We start from the raw sequence: 21,599 nt of genomic DNA, 5'->3' as shown, positions 1-21,599 counted from the left end.
ATAAAATGCATAACGACATAGTAAATACAATACATACTTCCAGTCTTCTTTTTTCGGATTACATTGCCGGATCAGGAGTAAAAAGAGCCCTCGAAATGAGCCGGGAAGATATTCTTTTTGAGCTTAAAACCTCCAAACTAAAGGGAAGAGGCGGAGCCGGATTCCCGACTTCGACCAAATGGATGCTTGTGGCAGCCGCAAAGGGCGAAGATAAATTCATCGTTTGCAATGCTGATGAAGGAGAACCGGGTACATTCAAAGACCGTGTGCTCCTTATGAATTCTCCTTTCCTGATCCTCGACGGAATGGTAATCGGAGGATACACTGTGGGAGCGGTTCAGGGATATATTTATCTTAGAGGTGAATACATCTACATGAAACAGTTCCTGGAAGACTGCCTCGCTGAGATGCGTGAGAACAATCTGCTTGGAGAAAATATTCTCGGAAAAGAAGGTTTTAACTTCGATATCGCAATTGTGATGGGAGCAGGAGCATATGTTTGCGGTGAGGAAACCGCTTTGATTGAGTCACTCGAAGGTCAGAGAGGTGAACCGAGAAACCGCCCTCCATATCCGGTAAATACAGGTTTTTGCGGTGCTCCCACGACTGTTAACAATGTAGAGACTCTCGCTGCTGTGCCACATATCGTGCTCCAGGGTGGTGAAAAGTATGCTCAGCTTGGTACTTCGGCATCTTCAGGCTCCAAACTTTTTTCAGTTTCAGGCGACTGCGACAAACCCGGAGTTTACGAACTCAACTGGGGAATCAGCATAAATGAGCTGCTTGAAAAAGTCGGTGCAAAGAACACAAAGGCTGTGCAGGTTGGCGGAGCATCGGGCATTTGCATACCCAAATCAAAATTTGACAGAAAACTTTCCTACGAAGATGTTGCCACAGGCGGATCAATCATGATCTTTAATGAAAGCCGTGACATGTTGCATGTATTGAAAAATTTCATGGAATTTTTTGTGGAAGAGTCATGCGGGCAGTGTACTCCCTGCAGACTGGGCAACCAGAAACTCCTGGAAGGTGTGGAGATGATAGAGAAAAACGATTATACATTCGCCCACATTAACAACCTGAAGGAACTCGGCCAGACGATGAGAGTTGCGTCAAAATGTGGATTGGGGCAAAGCAGTCCCAACCCGTTTTTGTCAATTCTGGAAGACTTCAAAGACGAGATATTTCATTCCAAAGGAGAAGGAGTTTACCAATGAAACATTTAAAGACATCCCGTGCTCCGATGAGTCACAAGACCTTTGTTCCGAAGGCACCGGAAAATACCGAGACCATTGGTGGCACCGTAACGGTTCAAATAAACAGCAAGACGATGAATGTTCCATTTGGGACGACAATTCTCGAAGCATGTCAAATGGCTGACATTCATATCCCGACCTTGTGTAATCATGATGATCTCGGAATCGGTGGTCACTGCCGTTTGTGTCTGGTGGATGTTGAGGGAATGAGGACTTTGCAGGCATCGTGTTCATACCCTATTACTGCTCCCCTTAAAGTTAAAACATCAACCATTGCTGTCAGAAAAGCAAGAAAACACATTATGGAATTGCTTCTCAGTGAGCATGTGGGTGAATGCTACGCCTGTATAAAGAATGGCAACTGCGAACTCCAGACTCTTGCCAAAGAAATGGGCGTTGACAGCTTCACCTTTGGACATGAAACAGTCAGCAAGTTTGATGTCGACAGATCATCATTTTCCGTTGTCAGGGATATGGACAAATGTGTGAACTGTCGCCGATGTGTAAGAACCTGTATCGATTTACAGGAGGTGGGTACACTCGATGTTATTGGAAGAGGTCCACACACACACATTTCCACTTTTATGGAAAAACCGCTTGCCGATGTTGTTTGTATAAACTGCGGGCAGTGCATCAACAGATGTCCAACCGGAGCATTATATGCAAATGATCCATCAGATGAAATATTCAGAGCGATTGAGGATCCGACAAAACATGTGGTTATTCAGACTGCTCCTTCCCCCCGTGCTGCAATCGGTGAAGAATTCGGATTGGAACCCGGCACTTCGGTAACGAAGCAGTTGAATACAGCATTGAAGCGGGTAGGATTCGACAAGGTGTTCGATACCAACTTTACAGCCGATTTAACGATCATGGAAGAGGGAACAGAGCTCCTCACCAGACTTAAAAAAGCCATTGTTGACGGAGACACCGATGTCAAACTGCCTCAGTTCACTTCATGTTCTCCCGGCTGGGTAAAGTATATCGAGCATTTCTATCCTGAATATCTCGATCACCTTTCCTCGGCAAAATCACCTCAGCAAATGTTTGGTGCCATCATCAAAACATTTTATGCCGAGCAAGCCGGTGTGGATCCTGCAGATGTGGTAAGTGTTGCCTTAATGCCATGCTCCGCAAAGAAGTTTGAATGCAACCGTCCCGAGATGAATGCATCAGGTTACAAGGATGTGGATTATGGTCTCACAGCCCGTGAAATGGCGAAGATGATAAAGGAAGCAGGAATGATGGTTCCTTCACTTCCCAAATCTGAATTCGATGATCCGTTCGGAATCGGGTCGGGAGCGGGACTCATCTTCGGTGCCACCGGTGGAGTTATGGAAGCTGCACTTCGTACCGCCTACGAACTCATTACCGGCAGAGAAGTACCGTTTGACAAGCTTCGTATAGAAGCCGTCAGAGGCTTTGAAGGCATCAAGCAATCATCTGTAGTGCTTGAAGGCTGTGTGCCAGATTGGGCATTCCTTGAAGGTGTAGAGCTTAAATTCCTCGTTGCACACGGTACTGCCAATGCCAAGAAGGTGATGGAAATGCTGAAAGCCGGAGAACTTTACGATGTACATTTCATCGAAATCATGGCATGTCCCGGTGGCTGTCTTGGTGGTGGTGGAATGCCCGTACCTACCAATGAGAAGATTCGTAAGGCAAGAGCCAAGGCAATCTATCAGGAAGAGGAAGAGCTCCCGATAAGGAAATCTCACGAGAATACTCATGTGGCAGAGTTCTATGCCAGGTTTATTCCGGAGGGTCCCTGCAGTCACAAATCGCATGAATTGTTGCATACTCACTATACAAAGCGCGGCAAATTCATCGTTTAACTGATTAATTAATTATTTTGAGGTTGTTTTTATGAAAAATAAAAGCAACCTCTTTTATTTTTAAACATCCAATTACCATAACAACGGAGAAATTATGCGTAACCTGATTGTGCTGACAGTTCTGACAGCTTTATTGCTGACGGGGTGCATCAGAAAAGTTGAACCAAAGAAGGATGCAGCGCTCGAAGCGGCAAAAAAAGAGGCTTTATCCGCTGCCAATACATATTTAAAAGAGTTGAAAGGTATCCTCGTAAAAGAGATGAAAAGCGGCGGTACTGAAGCCGCATTGACTGTCTGTTCAGACACGGCACAGGAGTTTACAAACAAATTTTCACGGGAGAAATCAATTGATATCCGGAGAGTGGCTTTCCTGAACAGAAATGACAGGAATATTCCGGATGCAGGTGAGATGATGTGGCTGAAGGAATTTGAAAACATGATGAAAGGGAGCACTTTCAATAAAGACACTGTTCTCTTTAGAGTGGAAAAGAATGGTAGTGAAAGAACCCTTCATCTGGTAAAACCAATTTTACTCTCGGAGGAGTGTGTGGTTTGTCATGGCACAGAGGAGCAGATACCTGAAGGGATTAAAAAGATTTTATCTGAAAAATATCCCGATGATAAAGCTGTAAATTTCAAACCCGGAGACCTGAGAGGTGCCGTATCGGTCAAAGTAAAAATTAAATAGAATTTATAAAAAAATATTTAAAGTGTTACTTTCTTAAAAACAGTTTATTTATCTTTTTTGACTGAATCTTAAACTAATTTGATAAAAGTAATACATTAAGAAAAAATTAAAAACTTTTTACTTTTATTTTGTCATAAAAGAAGTGCTGATAGTCCTGGTAGGGGATCCATTCTCCACCCCAGGTCCAGCCGTTTTCCTTAAATATTTTATAGATAAATGCCTTTTTATGGATGGTGCCGGGTCTCTTTATATCATACCTGGCACCTTTCGGCGAAATGTATTTTCCGGAAACAAAGGGGTTCCAGAAAGGATTTATATCTATGGCGAGTCCATTCGCATGTTTGCTGATGCTCCGGGTTCCTGATACAAGCCGGTAATTAAAACAGGAGGTATTGTTGTGTGCCATAGAGCTGCTGTCTGACCATTTGTATTTACTCATTGGCTCGATTCTTTCAATTACAAATCCTGAATCGGCTAATGTTTTGAATATTTTTGTAATTGTATGAGCTACATCTTTGTGGGTAATCAACCATCCTTTTTTTCGCTCATTGTTTGTGTCGAGATAATCAACTTCCACCGCTTTCAGGATATCGAAGAGCTTATCCTTCTGCTTGCTGGAGATAAGTTTCAGTTTTACCATCGATTCCAGTTCAGACTTTAGGAACACCTCTGAGGTATCTACAGCCTGAGTTTTAACTTTGCCCGGTTGCGCAACTGCGACTGTCGGCTGCTGTGAAATCGTGATAGAAAGCAAAAATACTGACAGCAGGAAAAGGGGATAGTATGCCATCACTTCCTCATAAACTTAAAATATTCCAAAAAGATGCCGATCAGAAGTGCCAGTCCAATGACAATTACTCCTGTTACTAAAGCATCAACTACAATCTTCGTAAGAAACATGGCAAGCAGAATGCCAAGAGTCAGAGTTAATCCTAAAATCGTTCCGGGTTTTTTCATAATTCGGTTACTTGTTGTTAATCTGTTAAATTAGTCATGTCAAATTTACTTTATTTCTCACTCTTTTTTAGAATCAATCCGGAGCCGGACAGTCCCACCAGATGAAAAAAATCCATAAAAACCTTGTTGAAGCTGTAATTAAGATCACGACCATGACCATTCTTGAGAACAGATACAGTGATTCTGTTATCTATTATGTACTTAAAACCAATCCAAAGTGGGGCGGCAGAGACAGGAAGTTTATCGCAGAATCGTCATATGAAATAATCAGGCATCTCAGACTGATTGCTTACGCAGCATCCACAGGGACAGAAAATGAGGAGCAATTAAGAAAAATCGTGATTGCCTGGCTTTTCCTGAATCACCAGATCGATGAGGTAATGCTCGACGGGACCGGGCTGAAAAAGGAAAAACTGCTTCAACGGTTCGAAGAGGGGAAACAGATTAGAAAAATCAGGGAATCTGTCCCTGACTGGCTTGATGCACTTGGGGAGCAGGAACTGGGAGCACGGTGGGAAAAGGAGCTGATTGCCCTGAACAAACAGGCGGAGGTGATAATCAGGGTCAATTCACTCAGGACAAACAAGAGATATCTGACTGAAAAACTTGCCGAACAGGATATACCTGTGAAGGAAAATCCCGCTTTCCCTGATGCGCTTATCCTCGAAAGCAGAAAAAACATTTTTCTGACGGATGAATTTAAAAAGGGGTTTTTCGAGATTCAGGATGCATCATCTCAGACGGTGGCATACTTCACCGGAGTAAAGCCGGGCATGAGAGTGATCGATTCATGTGCCGGAGCCGGTGGCAAATCTCTTCACCTGGCTGCAGTAATGAAAAACAAAGGGAAAATACTTTCGCTAGATATAGAGGATAAAAAATTATTTGAGCTAAGGAAAAGAGCCAAGCGGAACGGAGTTTCAATAATTGAGACACGATTGATCGACAGTTCGAAAGTAATCAAAAGGCTTTCTGAAAGTGCTGATCTTGTTTTGCTTGATGTACCCTGTTCGGGTCTTGGTGTTCTGAAAAGAAACCCCGATGCCAAATGGAAACTCAAAAAAGAGAGAATTGAAGAGCTGATAAAAACGCAGGAGGAGATACTTTCTCTCCATTCCACAATGGTGAAGAAGGGAGGCACTCTCGTGTATGTTACCTGCAGCATCCTTCCTTCCGAAAATGAGCACCAGATCAGGAAATTTCTTGCCAACCGCAAAGATGAGTTTGAACTGATCGAGTCAAAATCGATTTCACCGGCAGACACAGGTTTTGACGGTTTCTTTATGGCAAAGCTCAAAAAGAAGTAAAAAAAGCATTATTAGACTCCAATATTGAAATTCCCGTGATTTCATGGGAATTTGCCCCACATCAGAACAGTCCACTCCACAAGTTCTTCGATAAAACCCGTAAATCATTATCCTGAGTACAATTAAAAGTTTCGTCTGTAAAATTATTTTAAAATAATTTAAAATTTACTTGACTATTTGCGAAAAAATAAGTAAGTTTTGGGGTGAAGTGTGGAAAAGTGGGTAAACTGCCCACAAAACAAACCAAAAACAAACAAAAGGACCGCCTGAGTGTTCAAAGGACACTTTTTACATACTCTAGATTCCAAAAACCGAATCAGTATTCCTTCGAAGCTGAAGAAGTTTATCAGTCCGGCTGCTGAGAACACCCTGGTACTAACCAAAGGTGTGGGTCTGGATGAGGTAGGTCATTGTATCGATCTGTATCCTAAAGATTTATTTGCAAAGATCGAGGATAATCTCTCAAAGTTGAACCAGTACAACAAAAGTCATGCACGATTCATTCGAATCTTTCTTCACAGCGCTGAAGAGCAGACGATGGACGGTCAGTCGAGAGTAATTATCCCGCCGCATCTCCTCGAATATTCCAAAATTGAGAAGGAAGTGCTGGTATTGGGTTCGTTGAACAGAATCGAGTTCTGGAATCCTGCGATCTACGAGCAATATGAAAGAGCTTCTGTGGACAGCTTTGAAAACATTGCCGAAAATGTGATGCAAATAAATGGACAAGTTTCATAGTCCTGTACTCCTCAAAGAGTCTGTAGAATATTTAATAACAGACAAAGACGGAGCATATTTCGACGGGACATTCGGTTTCGGCGGGCATACGAAAAGGTTTCTTGAGAAACTGAACCCGAATGCCATATTAATTGGAACAGATCTCGATCAAACAGTCTTCAATAAATCTTTGGAAGAGTTTTCTACTGACAGCCGGGTCAGGCTTTACAATTTTAATTTTACTAAAATTGGGATAGCTGCCAGGCTGGAGCAGGTCGATCAGTTTTCCGGGATTTTTGCAGATCTTGGTGTATCTTCCTACCAGCTCGACGAAAGTGACGAGGGATTTTCCTACAGAGTTACAGCACCACTCGATTTGAGGATGAGCAAGTCAGAGGGAAAACCTGCCTCTGCGATTGTAAATAATGCCGAACCGGAAGAACTCGCAAGGATCTTCAGGGAATATGGCGAAGAGATACAAAGTGGATTTCTGGCAAAACTGATCGTTAAACAGCGACAAATTAAGCCTTTTAAAACCACAACCGATCTCGCAAAACTGTTGGAAACTGTTACACCTCAAAGGTTTTTGTTTAAAAGATTGTCCAGAGTGTTTCAAGCTCTTCGTATTGAGGTGAACGGGGAGCTTGATTCCTTAAAAGAATTTTTGAAGGAATCGATTACACTTCTGAAACCGGGCGGGAGAATCGTGATACTTACCTATCACTCTCTTGAGGACAGAATTGTTAAGGAATTTTTTAAAGAGGAGGAAAAGGGTTGTATATGTCCACCGAACTTTCCGGTTTGCATCTGCAACAAAAAACCCTCTTTGAAGATTTTGACTAAAAAGCCCGTTTCTCCTTCTGCTGCCGAAGTGGAAGCAAACAGAAGAGCAAGAAGCGGAAAACTCAGAGCGGCTGAAAAAATCTGAAAATGAAGAAGTCATACAAAAAAAATATCGCATTATATCTCTCCTTTGCAATTGTCATTGCGGTGATGGCGTATTTTTATATCAGTATGAACATCGAAAGCAACAAACTGTCGAAACAGATTGATGACCTTAAGTCGGAGATTAAAATTGAACTCTCCGGAATCAATTCCAACAAGGCGATCCTCGACAAGCTTGTGTCAAAAGAATTTCTTGTCCCTCTGGCTGAATCCAAACTCAATCTCACAGTTGCAAATGATACAACTGCTCCCGTCACCATATCGAAGGAGCAGGTTGAGGATCTGGAAGAAAGGATTAATCTGTTAAATGAGCACTAACAGAATCCTTCTCATAATCGGGGTAATGACCCTGTTTCTGGGGGTTTTGCTCACCAGACTGATTTTTATTCAAGTGGTGAAGGCTGAGGACTATTCCTATTTTGCAAACAAACAGCAGGTTGGTATTGAACCACTTCTGCCCGAACGAGGCTCGATTTTTGACAGGAATGGTACCATTCTGGTCTATACTAAAAATGAAGTTTCGTTTTTTGTCGATCCAAAGCTTGCAAGAAAATATAAAAAGGATTCAGTCATCGCCAAAATTCTTGCAGATTCTCTCGAGTTGAATTACACTGAACTGAAAGCGAAGATCGATTCGTCGAAGAAAACTTTTTGCATTTTAAAGAAGGTCGATGCGAAGAAAGCATTAAAGCTAAAAAATGTTGTGAAGGACGGACTTTTTTACGAGCCCGATCCAACACGGGTTTACGAGTACAAATCGCTGGCATCCCACATAACGGGATTTGTGAATCGGGAGGGGAAAGGAACTGACGGTATCGAATCGAGTTTCAACGACCTGTTAAAAGGGAAAGAAGGAAGCAGATTCGTACTTAAGGACGGGACAGGTGCTGTTATGTCGGTGCTCGAGGAAAATTACAAAGATGCTGTCCCGGGTGACAACATAGGATTAACCATCGACAGGGCAATTCAAAGAGCTCTCGAAATGGAGCTTGAAGCCGGGGTGAAAGCTGCCAGAGCCGAGAATGCCACCGGTATTGTGATGGATCCAAATACCGGGGAAGTTCTTGCACTGGCTAATTATCCTTCGTATGATCCTGAACAATATATGAAATTCTCGGATGATACAAGAAGAAACAGAGCCATCTCCGATGTTTATGAACCGGGATCGACATTTAAAGGTATTGCACTCGCCGGAATACTCGATAAAAAGCTGGCTACCGTTTCCACAGTGGTTAATACTGAAAACGGCAGATACAATTTCATGGGGAAGGAAATAAAAGATCATCACGGACAGGCTTCAATGACGGTGAAAGAGATAATAAGGTATTCGAGTAACATCGGAATGCTAAAACTCTCTCAGAAAATGGAAAAGAACGATTTTTATCAGTATTTGAGAAGTTTTGGTTTCGGAAATTATACCTATGCAGGGTTACCGGGTGAAGTTAAAGGACGGCTCGGGCTGCCCGCTGAATGGTCCGGCACGACTAAAGGTTCAATTGCCTACGGATATGGAATCTCTCTCACTCCGATTCAGTTGATTACTGCCTACTCGGCTCTTATAAATGGTGGAGTGCTCTACAAACCGCTTCTTGTAAGAGAGATTAAGGATGTTAGGGGAAACATAAAAGAATTTAACAATCCGGTTAAAATCAGGGAAGTGATCACAGCAGAGACTTCTCAAATTATCCGTTCACTCCTTGCTGATGTTGTTGAGAACGGAACAGGGAAAAAAGCACGGATTGAAGGAATAAAAATCGGCGGGAAAACGGGAACATCAAGGAAGATAGTTAATGGCGAATATTCGAAAGAACGCTACAACTCTTCTTTTATTGGATTTTTCCCTGCTGATAATCCAAAGTACATTTGTCTGATCCTTGTGAATTCACCCAAGAGCATCGGAATCACAGGTGGTGAAGTGGCGGCTCCGGTCTTTAAAAATGTCGCGAGAAGAATACTCGTTCTTGACAAGTCAATCGGGGGTAACCTGAAACTCGACAGCACTCCGGAAGAGAATGATATCGAGATCATCAGTCCTGAAGGTGAGACAGATGAACCGGAAACAGAAATTAAAGAAGAAGTTAGAATAAAAAGAGTGGATGCCGGGAAGCTTGACACAAAAGAGATGCCTGATTTAAAAGGAGTTTCCTTGAAGGAAGCAATTGCCGTGGCGAAGAGACTTGATCTTGCAGTCACCTGGACGGGTTCGGGCAGAGTGATCGAGCAGAGTATTAAACCCGGTTCAGCCATACGAAAAAATTTGAAAATCAACCTGATATTGCAGGAAAAACCGGTTTACGGTGCAAACATTTATTGATATGAGATTAAACGAAATATTAGACCATCTTTCAGTAATTCAATTAACCGGTGATTTTTTTGCCAAAGAGATCACAGGGATTTATTATAACTCCGCCAAAGTTACCAAAGACTCCATCTTTGTGGCTGTAAAGGGATACAAGACCGATGGTCACCTTTACGCCCTTGATGCCTACAGCAAAGGAGCGGCAGCGGTGATTGTTGAAGACCTGCACTCTATCCCTGATGAAATATTCAGAAGGAGCGGTCAGGCAAAGATTGTTGTGGCAGATTCAAGAAAAGCACTTGCTCAACTCGCAAATGCATACTATGGATTTCCTTCAAAAAACCTCCTGTTGTTCGGTGTAACAGGCACAAAAGGAAAAACCACTACATCGTTTATCATAAAGCATATCCTTGAAAAAGCGGGACATAAAACCGGAATGATCGGTACCATCGCCAATATGATTGGGGATGAAAAAATTCCAACAGACCTTACAACTCCCGAATCCGTGGAGTTAAATGCACTTTTTGCAAGAATGAGAGCAGAGGGGTGTACCGCTGCCGTGATGGAAGCTTCATCACATTCCCTTTACCTGAAAAGGACATTCGGTCTCGATTATGACGGTGCTGTCTTTACAAATCTTTCCAGCGAACACCGTGATTTTCACGAGACTATGGAAGATTATGCATCTGCAAAGAAGATATTGTTTGACGGTTTGAAGAGCGGAGCACCGGCTGTTTATAATATCGATGACGAATACGGCTGCTTTATATCTAAGGATACTGATGGAAGAAAAATTGGATTCGGCAAAAGCGGCGGTAGATACACAATCGAAAATATCAGTTACGATTTTTCAGGTACCTCATTTACTCTGCTTCACAACGGGACAAGAGTCGATTTGAGAACTTCCCTCGTAGGTGAATTTAATGCCTACAATGCCGCTGCAGCTTATGTTCTTATGGTCGAGGCAGGATTTGACAGGGAACTTGTCACTGCCGGAATACTGGAGGCACCTCAAGTGGATGGAAGGTTTGAGCTTATTCAAAAAGGAAACAAAAAAGTTTTAATTGACTATGCGCACAGTCCCGGTGCTCTCGAGCAGGTACTGATCAGTATCAACAAACTTGCGGGAGATTCCCCGATTTATACAGTTGTTGGATGTGGCGGAAACCGTGACAGAACAAAGCGTCCGGTAATGGGCAAAATAGCCTCTGACATGTCCACCAGGGCAGTAATAACAAGTGACAATCCGAGAGATGAAGATCCGGTAGCTATCATAGATGAGGTTACAGCGGGTATCAAAAAGGATAATTTTGTTGTTTATGCCGATCGTGAAGAGGCTATCAAAAGAGCGATAATCGAAAGCCCTGATAATGCGATCATTCTGGTAGCGGGAAAGGGACACGAAGATTACCAGATAATTAAAGGTGTCAAGAGTCATTTCTCAGACCGCGAAATTGCAAATAAATATTTGTCTCAAATCTGATAAAACAAGATGATCACAGTAAAAGATATTCTTGAAGCAAGCAACCGTGAATTCAAATCTGCGAATATTGATGAAAATACGCATTTTTCATCCGTTGTGATTGATTCAAGGAAGGTTACTCATGGTTGTCTTTTTATCGCGATTAAGGGAGATAAGTTCGACGGTCACGATTTTATAAGTGAGGTTCTTGAAAAGGGAGCAGGTTGTGTAGTTGTGAAAAAGTCACGCTATGCTCCGGGGGCACGGTCTGGTGCTCCCGTTATCGGTGCTCCCGACACCGTGGGAGCATTAGGGAGCATTGCGGGAGCATGGAGAGCAAAGCTTGGTGCCACCGTAATCGGGATTACCGGAAGCAATGGTAAAACAACTACCAAGGATATGGTGGCAACACTTCTTCGGACGAAATATCCGACAGTAGCCACAGTGGCTAATAACAACAATCACATCGGCGTACCGCTTACTTTGCTTGATGCAAACAGGGACACACGGTTTGTGGTTTGTGAGACAGGCACAAATCATTTCGGGGAAATAAGATATTCGGCGAATATTGCTCAACCTGACATTGCGACCATAACAAATATTGGCGACTCCCATTTGGAGTTCCTTATCAACAGAAAGGGAGTCAGAAAAGAGAAGGAAGCACTGCTCGAGGTAACTGCTGCCAGAGGTGGAAAGGTTATTCTAAACTGCGATGATCCTTTCCTCAAGAGGATGATAAGGGAATATCCTGACGCAACAAAAATTTCGATGAAAAACCGGATGGATGTTTCCGGCACAGTCTTAAACTATTCCGAGTCCGGTTTGCCGGTCATGAAAATAGAAGCAGGTAACAACTCAGTCAGATTTGAACTTCCTTTGTACGGCAAAAAAAATTGTGATAATGCACTCATGGCTTCTGCAATTGCACTTGAGTGCGGAATGACTCTTCAGGAGATCGGGGAGGCATTCAGTCTGGTAAAGGCTCCCAAGGGAAGAATGAACAGAAGCACACTTGACGGTTTTGATGTAATCGATGATACCTATAATGCAAATCCTGAGAGTATGAAAAGTGCTTTCGAAGCGATGAAAAAAGATATCATCCATGAGAGAAAAATCGTGATTCTTGGAGACATGTTCGAACTTGGTGAAAACGCTGTGCAGATGCATATTGACCTGGTACACTCACTAAAGAAAGGGAGGATAAAAACCCTCTTTCTTACCGGGAAGAATATGAAGCACCTCCACTCCGCAGCAAAAGCTGAAGGTATTAATTCGACATACTTCACTTCCAAAGAGAAAATGATTGAATACCTGAGAAATTATGAATTCAGAAACTCCCTTGTTCTCGTAAAAGGTTCGCGAGGAATGCAAATGGAGGTAATTGTTAATTTCCTGAAAGAAAAAGGCAATTAGATGCTTTATTATTTACTGGATTACCTGAACAAAACTTTTAATCCTCCCGGTCTGGACATGATTAAATTTCTGACTTTCAGATCAGCAATTGCAGCCATTACGGGGCTTTTCATGGCATTTTATTTTGCTCCGAAAATTATAAAGGCACTGCAAAAGCATCAGATTGGCGAGAAAATAAAGGATTTTGGTCCACAGTCGCATCTCAGTAAAGCCGGTACACCAACCATGGGCGGGCTGATTATTCTGGTATGTGTGTTTATTCCTGTGATACTTTGGGGAGATTTGAAAAGCACCTACATCTGGCTGTTGTTGCTGGGGACGCTTTTGCTCGGCGGTGTAGGATTTCTGGATGACTACTTAAAAGTAGTAAAGAAAATGCGAAACGGACTGATTGCCCGTTATAAACTTGCAGGTCAGGTTTCAGTCGGGTTGCTTGTCGGTGCTGTAATGTATTTTTCACCCGAGTTTGCTGATGTGCAGGGACTGACGACCATCCCTTTCTTTAAGGATTTAAATCTTGATTTGTCGTATCTCTACATTCCGGCGATCATTTTTATTATCACAGCCACCTCAAATGCAGTCAATCTTACGGATGGACTCGACGGACTGGCAATCGGTTTGACAATAATTGCGATGCTGGCACTCGGTCTGATAAGCTACATCTCGGGGAATGCGATTTACTCCGATTATTTGAATATCCTTTATCTGCCGGGTTCAGGTGAGCTGACAGTCTTTATAGCGGCTCTTATCGGAGCGGGCCTGGGCTTTTTATGGTTCAATTTTTATCCCGCACAGGTATTCATGGGAGACACGGGGAGTCTTGCACTCGGTGGTGCTTTGGGAATTATTTCAGTCATGGTACGCAAAGAACTTCTGCTTCCGTTTCTTGCCGGTGTGTTTTTCTTCGAGACCATCTCGGTAATTATCCAGACATCATATTTCAAATACACGAAGAAAAAAACAGGAACTGGAAAAAGAGTTTTCAAGATGGCACCAATTCACCATCATTTTGAAGAAATTGGATGGGCAGAACCTAAAATAGTCGTCAGATTCTATATAATTGGAATCATTCTGGCGATCATCAGTTTAACATCGTTTAAGATCAGGTAAGTCCGTGACAAGTTACAAAGGAATGAAAATCTCAATTATCGGAGCTGCAAGAAGTGGTGAGGCGGCGGCATATCTGGCTGCAAAGTCGGGTGCAATTCCTTTCGTCAGTGACAGCGGAGCACCTGAAAAAACTGCTGATGTCACCTCCAGGTTGAAATCTGCGGGAATCGAATTTGAAACGGGAAGCAACAGTGAGAGAGTTTTTGATTGTGATTTGATGATTGTATCGCCCGGCGTGCCGCTCGAATCGGCAGTTATTCTCGAGGGGAAAAAGAGAAACATCAGGATGATCAGCGAGATTGAATTTGCAGCATCATTATGCAAAGGAAAAATTTACGCAATCACCGGCACAAACGGAAAAACCACAACCACTTCCCTGTTGTACCATATCTTTTCTCTTTCCGGCAAAAAATCTTTTTCAGCGGGGAATATCGGCATAGCATTTTCGGAAATAGCTCTCGAATGCGATGAAGAGAGTCTGGTGGCTCTTGAGGTCTCCAGTTTTCAACTGGATCTGATTGAAAAATTCAAACCAAACGGGGCTGCAATTCTGAATATCACGCCGGATCATCTGAACAGGTATGAAAACAGGTTCGAAAATTACATTTCCTCGAAATACCGGATTGTGGAGAATCAGACCGGAAGCGATATTTCATTATATAATGCTGACGATGAAGTTTTGAAGGAAAATGGTTACAAGGGTGCATCGCTCAGATTTTTTTCCACAAAAAAGGAAGTGGAAAACGGTACTTATCTTTCGCATCCGCGACTGGTCACAAGAATTGGCGGAAATTTTATCTGCTCATTTGAAATTAACGACCTGCAGATCAAAGGTGAGCACAATCTCGCAAATGCTGCCGCGGCAATTACGATGGCGATAGATGCCGGTATTGACAAAAAAGTAATTGAAGAGGCTCTGAAGTCGTTTAAGGCTGTTGAACACAGACTGGAACCCGTTCCCTCCGGTGATGGAATAGTGTATATCAACGATTCCAAAGCGACTAATGTCGACTCGGTTGTTTACGCTCTTAGAAGCTTTGATTCCCCGGTTTTTCTGATACTTGGCGGACTTGATAAAGGGAACAACTACGATTTGATCCATGATCTTGTCCAAAAAAATGTCAAAAAGATCTATGCGATTGGTGACTCTGCATCAAAAATATATGACTATTTCTCAAAAATTGTCGAAGTCGAAATCGTTGGAAGTCTGCAAGACTGTGTGAAAAAGGGACATGCAGAAGCCGAAAAAGGGGAAGTGGTGCTTCTCTCCCCGGCGTGTGCAAGTTTTGACATGTTCAAGAGCTATGAACACCGCGGTGAAGTTTTTAAATCTGCAGTGAAGGAGATTGCCGGTTGAAATTTTATGCCTTCATGATTCTGATAGTATCGATAGCACTGGTCCTTTTTGGATCCATGCTCGTTCTTAGTGCAAGCAGCACCTTTTCAGACATGAAGTTTGACAATCCCCAGCATCTGTTTTGGGGACACATTGGCAAGGCAATCGGTGGCATCGTGATAATGCTGATTTTGATGCTTGTTGATTATCACTGGTACAAAAAATACAGCAAATGGGTGCTAATCGGGGGAATCGGACTGCTGATAATGACATTCATGTTTGCTCCGTCGATCAAGGGATCACTCAGATCAATCAGTATTGCAGGTGTGTCATTTCAACCCGTGGAACTTGTGAAGCTCGCACTTTTCATCCACTTGGCTGCAATGCTTGAAAAAGTCGGAGACGACATCACTGATTTGAAAAAGGGGGTCATCAATCCAATGATCTGGATTATGACAGTAGCGGGTCTTGTTTTTCTTCAGCCCAATGTCAGTAACGGTGTTCTGATTCTTGCGATCGGGATTACCGTACTTTTTGTTGCAGGCATCCAGAGCAAACACTTTTTGTCGTTTGCTGCCTCGGCTGCCACACTGGCTCTTGCCTATGCACTCATAAGACCTCACTCTTTGAAGAGGATTGCTTCGCATGTTGGTGCGGTGTTTGGAAACGGGGATTTTCATCCACAGGTACTGCAGTCACTTTATGGACTTGGAAGCGGTGGTTTTTTTGGAGTGGGATTGGGAAACAGTGCACAGAGAAATCTGTTTCTGCCCGAAGCTTATGGAGATTTTATTTTTGCAATCGTGGGTGAGGAAGCGGGTCTTTTGGGCACAGTGCTTGTGTTGCTTGGCTACGGTACAATTCTGGTTTTCGGAATACTTATCGCCAAAAACGCAAAAGACAAATTTGGAAAACTTCTCGCGTTTTCAATTTCATTTTCCATTGCACTTTACGCTTTCGTAAATGCAGCCGTGGCAATTGGTGTATTTCCCGTTACGGGTCTGCCGCTGCCGCTAATAAGTCACGGTGGAACAGCGATTATTATTGTATGTGCATCACTTGGCATTCTCCTTAATATCGGCTGGACAGCAGTTCCCAAAGAAGCCAAAGTAAAGGAACCAAAAGAAGCCAAAACCTGGCAGGAACAGACAGTATGAGAATCATGTTCACGGGCGGAGGAACCGGGGGACATATTTTTCCGGCGATTGCTGTCGCTGAACGGGTCAGGGACATGGTTCCCGATTGCGATATTCTTTTCCTGGGCACCAGGGATAAAATAGAGGGAAAAGTTGTTCCTGAAGCCGGATTTAAATTTAAAAGTATCTGGATTTCAGGTTTTGCGAGAAAAAGCATAAAAGAGAATCTGCTTTTCCCTGTGAAACTGGTGGTGAGCATAATTCAGTCGATAGCAATTGCGATGAAATTTAAACCACAGGCAATAGTTGCGACGGGTGGATATGTTTCGGGACCATCGGTAACAGGTGCTCACATTATGGGTGCAAAAGTATTTTTAATTGAGCCAAACAGTTATCCGGGAATTACGACACGGCTTCTTGAAAAAAAGGCAACCGAAATACACCTGATGTTTAAGGATGCAGCCTCTTATCTGCGGTTGAAGGAAAGAATTTTTGTAACGGGTAATCCGGTAAGGAAGGATCTGACTTCAGTATCCCGTGAAGAATCCCGTAAAAAACTGGGAATCGGACTCGACAGGAAAGTTTTGCTGGTAATGGGTGGAAGTCTGGGTGCAAAGGCAATTAATAATGCAATTGCTGGTTCTCTGGAGAAATTCAAAGAAGCGGGAATATTTTTATTGTGGCAGACGGGAGCATTATCTTTCGAGGAGTACAGGAAATATGAATCGGAAAATGTAAAGGTTCTCTCATTTATTGATGATGTAAACGAAGTTTATGCCGCTGCAGATCTGGTGACAGCCAGAGCGGGAGCCACAACAATTGCGGAACTTGTCTATTTGAGGAAGCCGGCTATACTTGTTCCGTTTCCTTATGCTGCTGAAAATCATCAGTATAAGAATGCCCGGTCGATGTCGGACGAGGGTGCCGCGGTTTTGATTGAGGAAAAAGAAATTTCCCTCCAGCTTGCAGAAGAAATTGTAATGCTGATTTCTGATTCAGCAAGACTGGGAGAGATCAGAAAAAATCAGGAAAGAATTGGCGGAATTGACGCCGCAAAAGAGATCGCCGGCAGAGTGGTAAATGCCTGCAGATCCGGAATTATTTAGTTAGAGGATTGAATGTTTTCAAAATTTACTAAAGTGCATTTTGTTGGTATCGGTGGAATCGGAATGAGCAGCATCGCGGAGATTCTGATTTCGAAGGGATTTGAGGTTTCGGGTTCCGACAAAAATAAAAGTGACATTACAGAAAGACTTGAATCAATCGGTGCTACAGTCTATGAGGGACACAGTGCATCCAATATCAAAGATGTGGATGTGGTAGTCTATTCTTCTGCCGTAGTGGAATCGAATCCCGAAGTTCAGGAAGCAATTCACAGAAATATTCCTGTGATTAAAAGATCTGAAATGCTCGCCGAAACTATGAGAATGCAAAAATATGGCATCGGAATCGCCGGTACACACGGTAAAACAACCACCACTTCAATGACAGGACTTGTGCTCACTGAAGCCGGGATTGACCCTACCATCATAGTTGGTGGCAAACTTTCAGGTCTTGGCGGAACAAACGCACGACTCGGAGCAGGTGACTTCATCGTGGTTGAAGCCGACGAATTCGACAGGACTTTTTTGAAATTAATGCCGGCAATAGCAGCCATTACAACTCTCGAAAGGGAGCACCTTGATACCTACAGAGATCTTGATGATATCAAAGGTGCATTTATTGAGTTTGCAAACAAGGTGCCTTTCTACGGATTTGTTGTTCTGTGTATGGATGAACCTGCACTTTTGGATATCAGACCATACATCAACAAAAGAGTTATTACCTACGGCATCACACCGCAGGCGGACCTTCGTGCAGTTAACATCGTGCATGACGGTTACAAAACAAAATATACGGTTGTTTACAACAAAAAAGTGCTTGGCGATATAACCATTAAGGTACCGGGACTGCATAATGTTAAAAATTCACTTGTTGCGGTAACCATCGCTCTTGAACTGGAAGTCCCTTTTGATGTTATTAAAACTGCCTTGGAGCGTTTTAACGGAGTTTACCGTCGTTTTGAAGTGAAATATGACAAGGAAATTATGGTAGTTGATGATTACGGACATCATCCTACTGAGACAACTGCCACATTGGAAGGAATCAGAGCCGGCTGGCAAAGACGACTCGTTTCAGTTTTTCAGCCACACCTCTATTCAAGAACGCGTGATTTTTATCAGGAATTCGGCAGGTCTTTCCTCAACTCTGATATTTTCATTTGTACCGATATATACCCCGCCCGGGAAGAACCCGTTGAAGGGGTGACAGGTCAACTGGTCGCAGATGCTGCCAGGAAAATGGGACACAAAAATGTTATCTATGTTCCAAACAAAGAGGATGTACCGGCTGTACTTCAGAAAATTACAGAACCCGAAGATATAGTGGTTACTCTTGGAGCGGGCGACATCTGGAAGTATGGTGAAAAATTTGTTGAACTGTACACTTCCGGTCAGAAATAAGCGATGAAAAAAAGCAGGATTATCCCCGCACTCATTCTTCTTGTCATTCTGGCAGCCGGAGCAACGGCTCTGCCGGGGCTCTTTATGAAGAAGGAGATAGAACAGAAGATTACGGGGTATCAGTTGACGGGAGCATCAATGCTCACACCTGAAGATTATATCAGGTTTACAAAATCGTCACCTGAAAAGGGTGAATTTCCACCGCTTAATGTCCTTTACGACAGACTGCTGAACCACCCGTATTTAAAAAGTGTGGAGATGCAGCTTGGAGAAGAGGGGATTGTAAAGATAACAGTTGTTGAAAAAGAGATTGTTCTGTCTGTTTATTCCGGTGATAAACTGATGCTCATCTCAAAAGAGCTTGAATTGCTCCCTTTGATGAGCGAGTTAAAAAACTTTGACTGGCCTGTAATTCGGAATACGAAAGTGAATAAAGCCGGTTATTTCAGGATATTTCCGGATTCCACTATTTTACCGGGGTATAAAATAGCCAAAGCCTGCCGTTTAATTGGCGGTACGATGGCTACAAGTCTCTCCGAGATTGATTTAAGACAGGGTGGCGACATCGTTCTGGTGTTTTCCGATATGAAGCCGCCTGTCATTTGCAAGAAAAAAGGGGTTGCCGAGCAGATTCTGATTCTGAAGCAAATCAGAGACATGAGTGAGCAGCTCTCCCTTAATAAAGAAATTGAATATATAGACCTGAGGTATTCCGGAAAAATATTTTTGGGCAAGACGAAGAAAATGGAAAAGAAAGATGAAAAACGAGATAATAACAGGGCTTGACATCGGTTCTACCAAAGTTCGTGCCGTAATAGCCGAAAAAATTGACCGAAACAGGTTCAAGATTCTTGGTAGTGGCGAGGCAGATTGTGACGGATTGCTCAAAGGAGAAGTAAGTAACATCATCAGCACCGCAGAATCGATTAAAAATGCCATAAAAGCGGCAGAAGCTGAAGCTGAGGTGGAAGCGACCAACATAGTGACCGGTATTTCCGGTGAAAATCTGAGCAGTATAAGGTCGAGAAACTATGTAAGCATTACAAACGATGAGCAGGTTGTAACGGTTGACGATCTTCGCCGCCTGAAATCGGACATACAGAGCATTTCATTTTCGAAGGATATGACGATACTCCATATTCTTCACGAAGAATTTTTTGTTGACAGGCAGGGAAGTGTTTCCAAACCGCTGGGAGTTGCATGCTCAAGACTGGAAGCAGCAAATTATGTGGTGATGGGTTCTTCAGGAGCTATCCATAATATTCGAAAAGCGGTTAAAAAAGCCGGATATGAGGTCTCTGACCTGAAGATGCAGTCACTTGCTTCAGCCTCGGCAGTACTCGAACCTGCGGAAAAGGATCTTGGAATCCTGATGATCGATATCGGATCGGGATGCACAGATGTACTTATTTATCAGGGGAATGCGATACGGTTTTCGAGAGTTTTTGGCATCGCAGGTAACCGCGTTACCCTCGATATCAAAGAGTTTTTAAGCGTTATTGAGGAAGAAGCCGAGTTGTTGAAACTGGATTACGGATATGCGACCGAGTCCGCAATTATAAAAGACGATCTGATCACAGTGAAGGGTGTGGGTCCCAGACCAAGCACCAAGATACCTGTAAGTCTGCTCACACAAATAATAAAAAGCAGAGTGGCAGAACTCTTTAAAATGATTAACAACGAACTTGAAAAAGCTGATGTAAAGAACAAGATCAGGGCGGGAATTGTAATCACCGGTGGTGGAGCATGGTTAAAAGGAATAACCGATCTGGCGGAGCAGGTTTTTGGTGCTCCCGCAAGAATAGGGCTTCCTGATGAGAGTCATTTCGAGGGAGAATTCGGAAAGCTGAACAAACCCGATTATTCATCTGTTCTCGGACTTCTTTTGCCGATCGAGGAAGATTTTTCTTCGGACGATGAAGGCGAGGAACCGAAGAAAAAGAAGGGATTCTTCACCAGAAACAAAGCCGAAAAACCCGTGAAACAAGACTCGAAGACAAAAAGCAGGAGCAAATTCAAAGATTTTCTCTCTCAAATAAAAAGTCAGTTTGATGATCTCTAAACAACCGGTAATCTTTGTAATTGGAAAGCTCCTCTCGGATCATCTCGAGAGCGTCAGTGAAAAATTTCTTGACAAAGTAAAGTTCGTTTTTGTCGGAACCGATGAAAATGAATTGAAGAAGTACAGTGCCGGGAAGAAACTTATTGTGAATGAGGGAATCAGAGACTTTTATGTTGATGATTCGATACTCTTTCTGAATCAGAAGGAATTTGATAACCTGCAGAAAGCCATCCTCTTTTTGTTGGGTGAATCTGCTTCGATGATTGTTCTGTTTACCGCAGAAGATCCCCTTGCATTATCTGTCACCCCGATGCTGGTAAGGGCATCAGAGGAGACAGGAACAGACCCAAGTTTTATCGCAGTGAAACTGCAGAGCCATGAAGACAAAGTAACAACAGAGAATCTCGAATTCTTTCTTAAAAACGGGTATAGACTTTATATGCTCGAGAAAAACAACGGTGATTTTTTGCTGAAAGCTAATGAAGAAAAGTCAAAAAATGAATTGATGATGAGTGTTATCAATTCTTTAGTCAAAAGTTTTAAACAGGCTGAATTAAAAAACTTATAGTACGGAG

General features: G+C 42.9%; 20 protein-coding genes. 18 read left to right on the top strand and 2 right to left on the bottom strand.

Annotated features, from left to right (window positions below; all coding sequences use genetic code 11):
- The first annotated feature begins 5 nt into the window (after window positions 1–5).
- The 3 genes from LCH52_05130 to LCH52_05120 all read left to right on the top strand — a co-directional run bounded on the left by LCH52_05130 (window position 6) and on the right by LCH52_05120 (window position 3,779).
- Window positions 6–1,217, top strand: a complete 1,212-nt coding sequence (locus tag LCH52_05130; GenBank protein MCA0387860.1) for an iron hydrogenase — start codon at window positions 6–8, stop codon at window positions 1,215–1,217.
- Window positions 1,214–3,091 (top strand): [FeFe] hydrogenase, group A, encoded by a 1,878-nt coding sequence (locus LCH52_05125; GenBank protein MCA0387859.1) that lies wholly within the window; start codon window positions 1,214–1,216, stop codon window positions 3,089–3,091. Before LCH52_05130 ends, LCH52_05125 begins: the two co-directional genes overlap by 4 nt.
- A gap of 94 nt (window positions 3,092–3,185) precedes the next feature.
- Window positions 3,186–3,779 carry a DUF3365 domain-containing protein gene (locus LCH52_05120; protein MCA0387858.1) on the top strand — a complete coding sequence of 198 codons (594 nt, stop codon included), beginning with the start codon at window positions 3,186–3,188 and terminating at the stop codon, window positions 3,777–3,779.
- 106 nt (window positions 3,780–3,885) lie between these two features.
- Here the strand turns inward: LCH52_05120 and LCH52_05115 are convergent, their stop codons facing one another.
- Together LCH52_05115 and LCH52_05110 are read right to left on the bottom strand one after the other, a co-directional pair.
- The gene (locus LCH52_05115; GenBank protein MCA0387857.1) at window positions 3,886–4,569 is read right to left on the bottom strand and encodes a M15 family metallopeptidase; all 684 of its coding nucleotides are present in this window, start codon (window positions 4,567–4,569) and stop codon (window positions 3,886–3,888) included.
- On the bottom strand, window positions 4,569–4,736 hold the full coding sequence (locus tag LCH52_05110) for a hypothetical protein (protein MCA0387856.1): 168 nt from the start codon (window positions 4,734–4,736) through the stop codon (window positions 4,569–4,571). The genes LCH52_05115 and LCH52_05110 overlap by 1 nt, the downstream gene beginning before the upstream one ends.
- 101 nt (window positions 4,737–4,837) lie before the next feature.
- On the opposite strand from LCH52_05110, the gene LCH52_05105 reads away from it, so the two are divergent.
- From LCH52_05105 to LCH52_05035, 15 genes are all read left to right on the top strand, one after another.
- The gene (locus LCH52_05105) at window positions 4,838–6,043 is read left to right on the top strand and encodes a methyltransferase domain-containing protein (protein ID MCA0387855.1); all 1,206 of its coding nucleotides are present in this window, start codon (window positions 4,838–4,840) and stop codon (window positions 6,041–6,043) included.
- Between the two features lie 270 nt (window positions 6,044–6,313).
- Window positions 6,314–6,781, top strand: coding sequence for a division/cell wall cluster transcriptional repressor MraZ (gene mraZ / locus LCH52_05100; protein ID MCA0387854.1), 468 nt, complete (start codon window positions 6,314–6,316; stop codon window positions 6,779–6,781).
- Window positions 6,765–7,688, top strand: a complete 924-nt coding sequence (gene rsmH, locus LCH52_05095) for a 16S rRNA (cytosine(1402)-N(4))-methyltransferase RsmH (GenBank protein MCA0387853.1) — start codon at window positions 6,765–6,767, stop codon at window positions 7,686–7,688. The genes mraZ and rsmH overlap by 17 nt, the downstream gene beginning before the upstream one ends.
- 2 nt (window positions 7,689–7,690) lie before the next feature.
- Complete coding sequence (locus tag LCH52_05090; protein ID MCA0387852.1) at window positions 7,691–8,023, top strand: hypothetical protein; 333 nt, start codon at window positions 7,691–7,693, stop codon at window positions 8,021–8,023.
- Window positions 8,013–10,019, top strand: coding sequence for a transpeptidase family protein (locus LCH52_05085; GenBank protein ID MCA0387851.1), 2,007 nt, complete (start codon window positions 8,013–8,015; stop codon window positions 10,017–10,019). Before LCH52_05090 ends, LCH52_05085 begins: the two co-directional genes overlap by 11 nt.
- Window positions 10,003–11,487: a UDP-N-acetylmuramoyl-L-alanyl-D-glutamate--2,6-diaminopimelate ligase gene (locus LCH52_05080; GenBank protein MCA0387850.1), complete on the top strand. Its 1,485-nt coding sequence runs from the start codon at window positions 10,003–10,005 to the stop codon at window positions 11,485–11,487. The genes LCH52_05085 and LCH52_05080 overlap by 17 nt, the downstream gene beginning before the upstream one ends.
- 9 nt (window positions 11,488–11,496) lie before the next feature.
- Complete coding sequence (locus LCH52_05075) at window positions 11,497–12,879, top strand: UDP-N-acetylmuramoyl-tripeptide--D-alanyl-D-alanine ligase (GenBank protein MCA0387849.1); 1,383 nt, start codon at window positions 11,497–11,499, stop codon at window positions 12,877–12,879.
- The gene (gene mraY, locus LCH52_05070; protein MCA0387848.1) at window positions 12,880–13,989 is read left to right on the top strand and encodes a phospho-N-acetylmuramoyl-pentapeptide-transferase; all 1,110 of its coding nucleotides are present in this window, start codon (window positions 12,880–12,882) and stop codon (window positions 13,987–13,989) included.
- Window positions 13,990–13,993: 4 nt separating this feature from the next.
- Window positions 13,994–15,346: a UDP-N-acetylmuramoyl-L-alanine--D-glutamate ligase gene (gene murD, locus LCH52_05065; GenBank protein MCA0387847.1), complete on the top strand. Its 1,353-nt coding sequence runs from the start codon at window positions 13,994–13,996 to the stop codon at window positions 15,344–15,346.
- A complete protein-coding gene (locus LCH52_05060; GenBank protein MCA0387846.1) occupies window positions 15,343–16,482 on the top strand; it encodes an FtsW/RodA/SpoVE family cell cycle protein in 1,140 nt (379 codons plus the stop codon). The genes murD and LCH52_05060 overlap by 4 nt, the downstream gene beginning before the upstream one ends.
- Window positions 16,479–17,567, top strand: coding sequence for an undecaprenyldiphospho-muramoylpentapeptide beta-N-acetylglucosaminyltransferase (gene murG / locus LCH52_05055; protein MCA0387845.1), 1,089 nt, complete (start codon window positions 16,479–16,481; stop codon window positions 17,565–17,567). Before LCH52_05060 ends, murG begins: the two co-directional genes overlap by 4 nt.
- A gap of 12 nt (window positions 17,568–17,579) precedes the next feature.
- The gene (gene murC, locus LCH52_05050; protein ID MCA0387844.1) at window positions 17,580–18,962 is read left to right on the top strand and encodes a UDP-N-acetylmuramate--L-alanine ligase; all 1,383 of its coding nucleotides are present in this window, start codon (window positions 17,580–17,582) and stop codon (window positions 18,960–18,962) included.
- Window positions 18,963–18,965: 3 nt separating this feature from the next.
- Complete coding sequence (locus tag LCH52_05045) at window positions 18,966–19,748, top strand: hypothetical protein (protein MCA0387843.1); 783 nt, start codon at window positions 18,966–18,968, stop codon at window positions 19,746–19,748.
- Window positions 19,720–21,024, top strand: coding sequence for a cell division protein FtsA (gene ftsA, locus LCH52_05040; protein ID MCA0387842.1), 1,305 nt, complete (start codon window positions 19,720–19,722; stop codon window positions 21,022–21,024). Before LCH52_05045 ends, ftsA begins: the two co-directional genes overlap by 29 nt.
- On the top strand, window positions 21,014–21,592 hold the full coding sequence (locus tag LCH52_05035; protein ID MCA0387841.1) for a hypothetical protein: 579 nt from the start codon (window positions 21,014–21,016) through the stop codon (window positions 21,590–21,592). The genes ftsA and LCH52_05035 overlap by 11 nt, the downstream gene beginning before the upstream one ends.
- Window positions 21,593–21,599: the final 7 nt, after the last annotated feature.

Source organism: Bacteroidota bacterium, assembly GCA_020161395.1.
Taxonomy (GTDB): Bacteria; Bacteroidota; Ignavibacteria; order Ignavibacteriales; family Ignavibacteriaceae; genus UTCHB3.
This window is presented reverse-complemented; position numbering and strand designations above follow the sequence as displayed.

What these genes read in the sequence shown, in the direction of transcription:
- LCH52_05130 (MCA0387860.1), top strand. Translation starts at nt 6, where the DNA reads ATGCATAACGACATAGTAAATACAATACATACTTCCAGTCTTCTTTTT.
- LCH52_05125 (MCA0387859.1), top strand. Translation starts at nt 1,214, where the DNA reads ATGAAACATTTAAAGACATCCCGTGCTCCGATGAGTCACAAGACCTTT.
- LCH52_05120 (MCA0387858.1), top strand. Translation starts at nt 3,186, where the DNA reads ATGCGTAACCTGATTGTGCTGACAGTTCTGACAGCTTTATTGCTGACG.
- LCH52_05115 (MCA0387857.1), bottom strand. Translation starts at nt 4,569, where the DNA reads ATGGCATACTATCCCCTTTTCCTGCTGTCAGTATTTTTGCTTTCTATC.
- LCH52_05110 (MCA0387856.1), bottom strand. Translation starts at nt 4,736, where the DNA reads ATGAAAAAACCCGGAACGATTTTAGGATTAACTCTGACTCTTGGCATT.
- LCH52_05105 (MCA0387855.1), top strand. Translation starts at nt 4,838, where the DNA reads ATGAAAAAAATCCATAAAAACCTTGTTGAAGCTGTAATTAAGATCACG.
- rsmH (MCA0387853.1), top strand. Translation starts at nt 6,765, where the DNA reads ATGGACAAGTTTCATAGTCCTGTACTCCTCAAAGAGTCTGTAGAATAT.
- LCH52_05090 (MCA0387852.1), top strand. Translation starts at nt 7,691, where the DNA reads ATGAAGAAGTCATACAAAAAAAATATCGCATTATATCTCTCCTTTGCA.
- LCH52_05085 (MCA0387851.1), top strand. Translation starts at nt 8,013, where the DNA reads ATGAGCACTAACAGAATCCTTCTCATAATCGGGGTAATGACCCTGTTT.
- LCH52_05075 (MCA0387849.1), top strand. Translation starts at nt 11,497, where the DNA reads ATGATCACAGTAAAAGATATTCTTGAAGCAAGCAACCGTGAATTCAAA.
- mraY (MCA0387848.1), top strand. Translation starts at nt 12,880, where the DNA reads ATGCTTTATTATTTACTGGATTACCTGAACAAAACTTTTAATCCTCCC.
- murG (MCA0387845.1), top strand. Translation starts at nt 16,479, where the DNA reads ATGAGAATCATGTTCACGGGCGGAGGAACCGGGGGACATATTTTTCCG.
- murC (MCA0387844.1), top strand. Translation starts at nt 17,580, where the DNA reads ATGTTTTCAAAATTTACTAAAGTGCATTTTGTTGGTATCGGTGGAATC.
- LCH52_05045 (MCA0387843.1), top strand. Translation starts at nt 18,966, where the DNA reads ATGAAAAAAAGCAGGATTATCCCCGCACTCATTCTTCTTGTCATTCTG.
- ftsA (MCA0387842.1), top strand. Translation starts at nt 19,720, where the DNA reads ATGAAAAACGAGATAATAACAGGGCTTGACATCGGTTCTACCAAAGTT.
- LCH52_05035 (MCA0387841.1), top strand. Translation starts at nt 21,014, where the DNA reads ATGATCTCTAAACAACCGGTAATCTTTGTAATTGGAAAGCTCCTCTCG.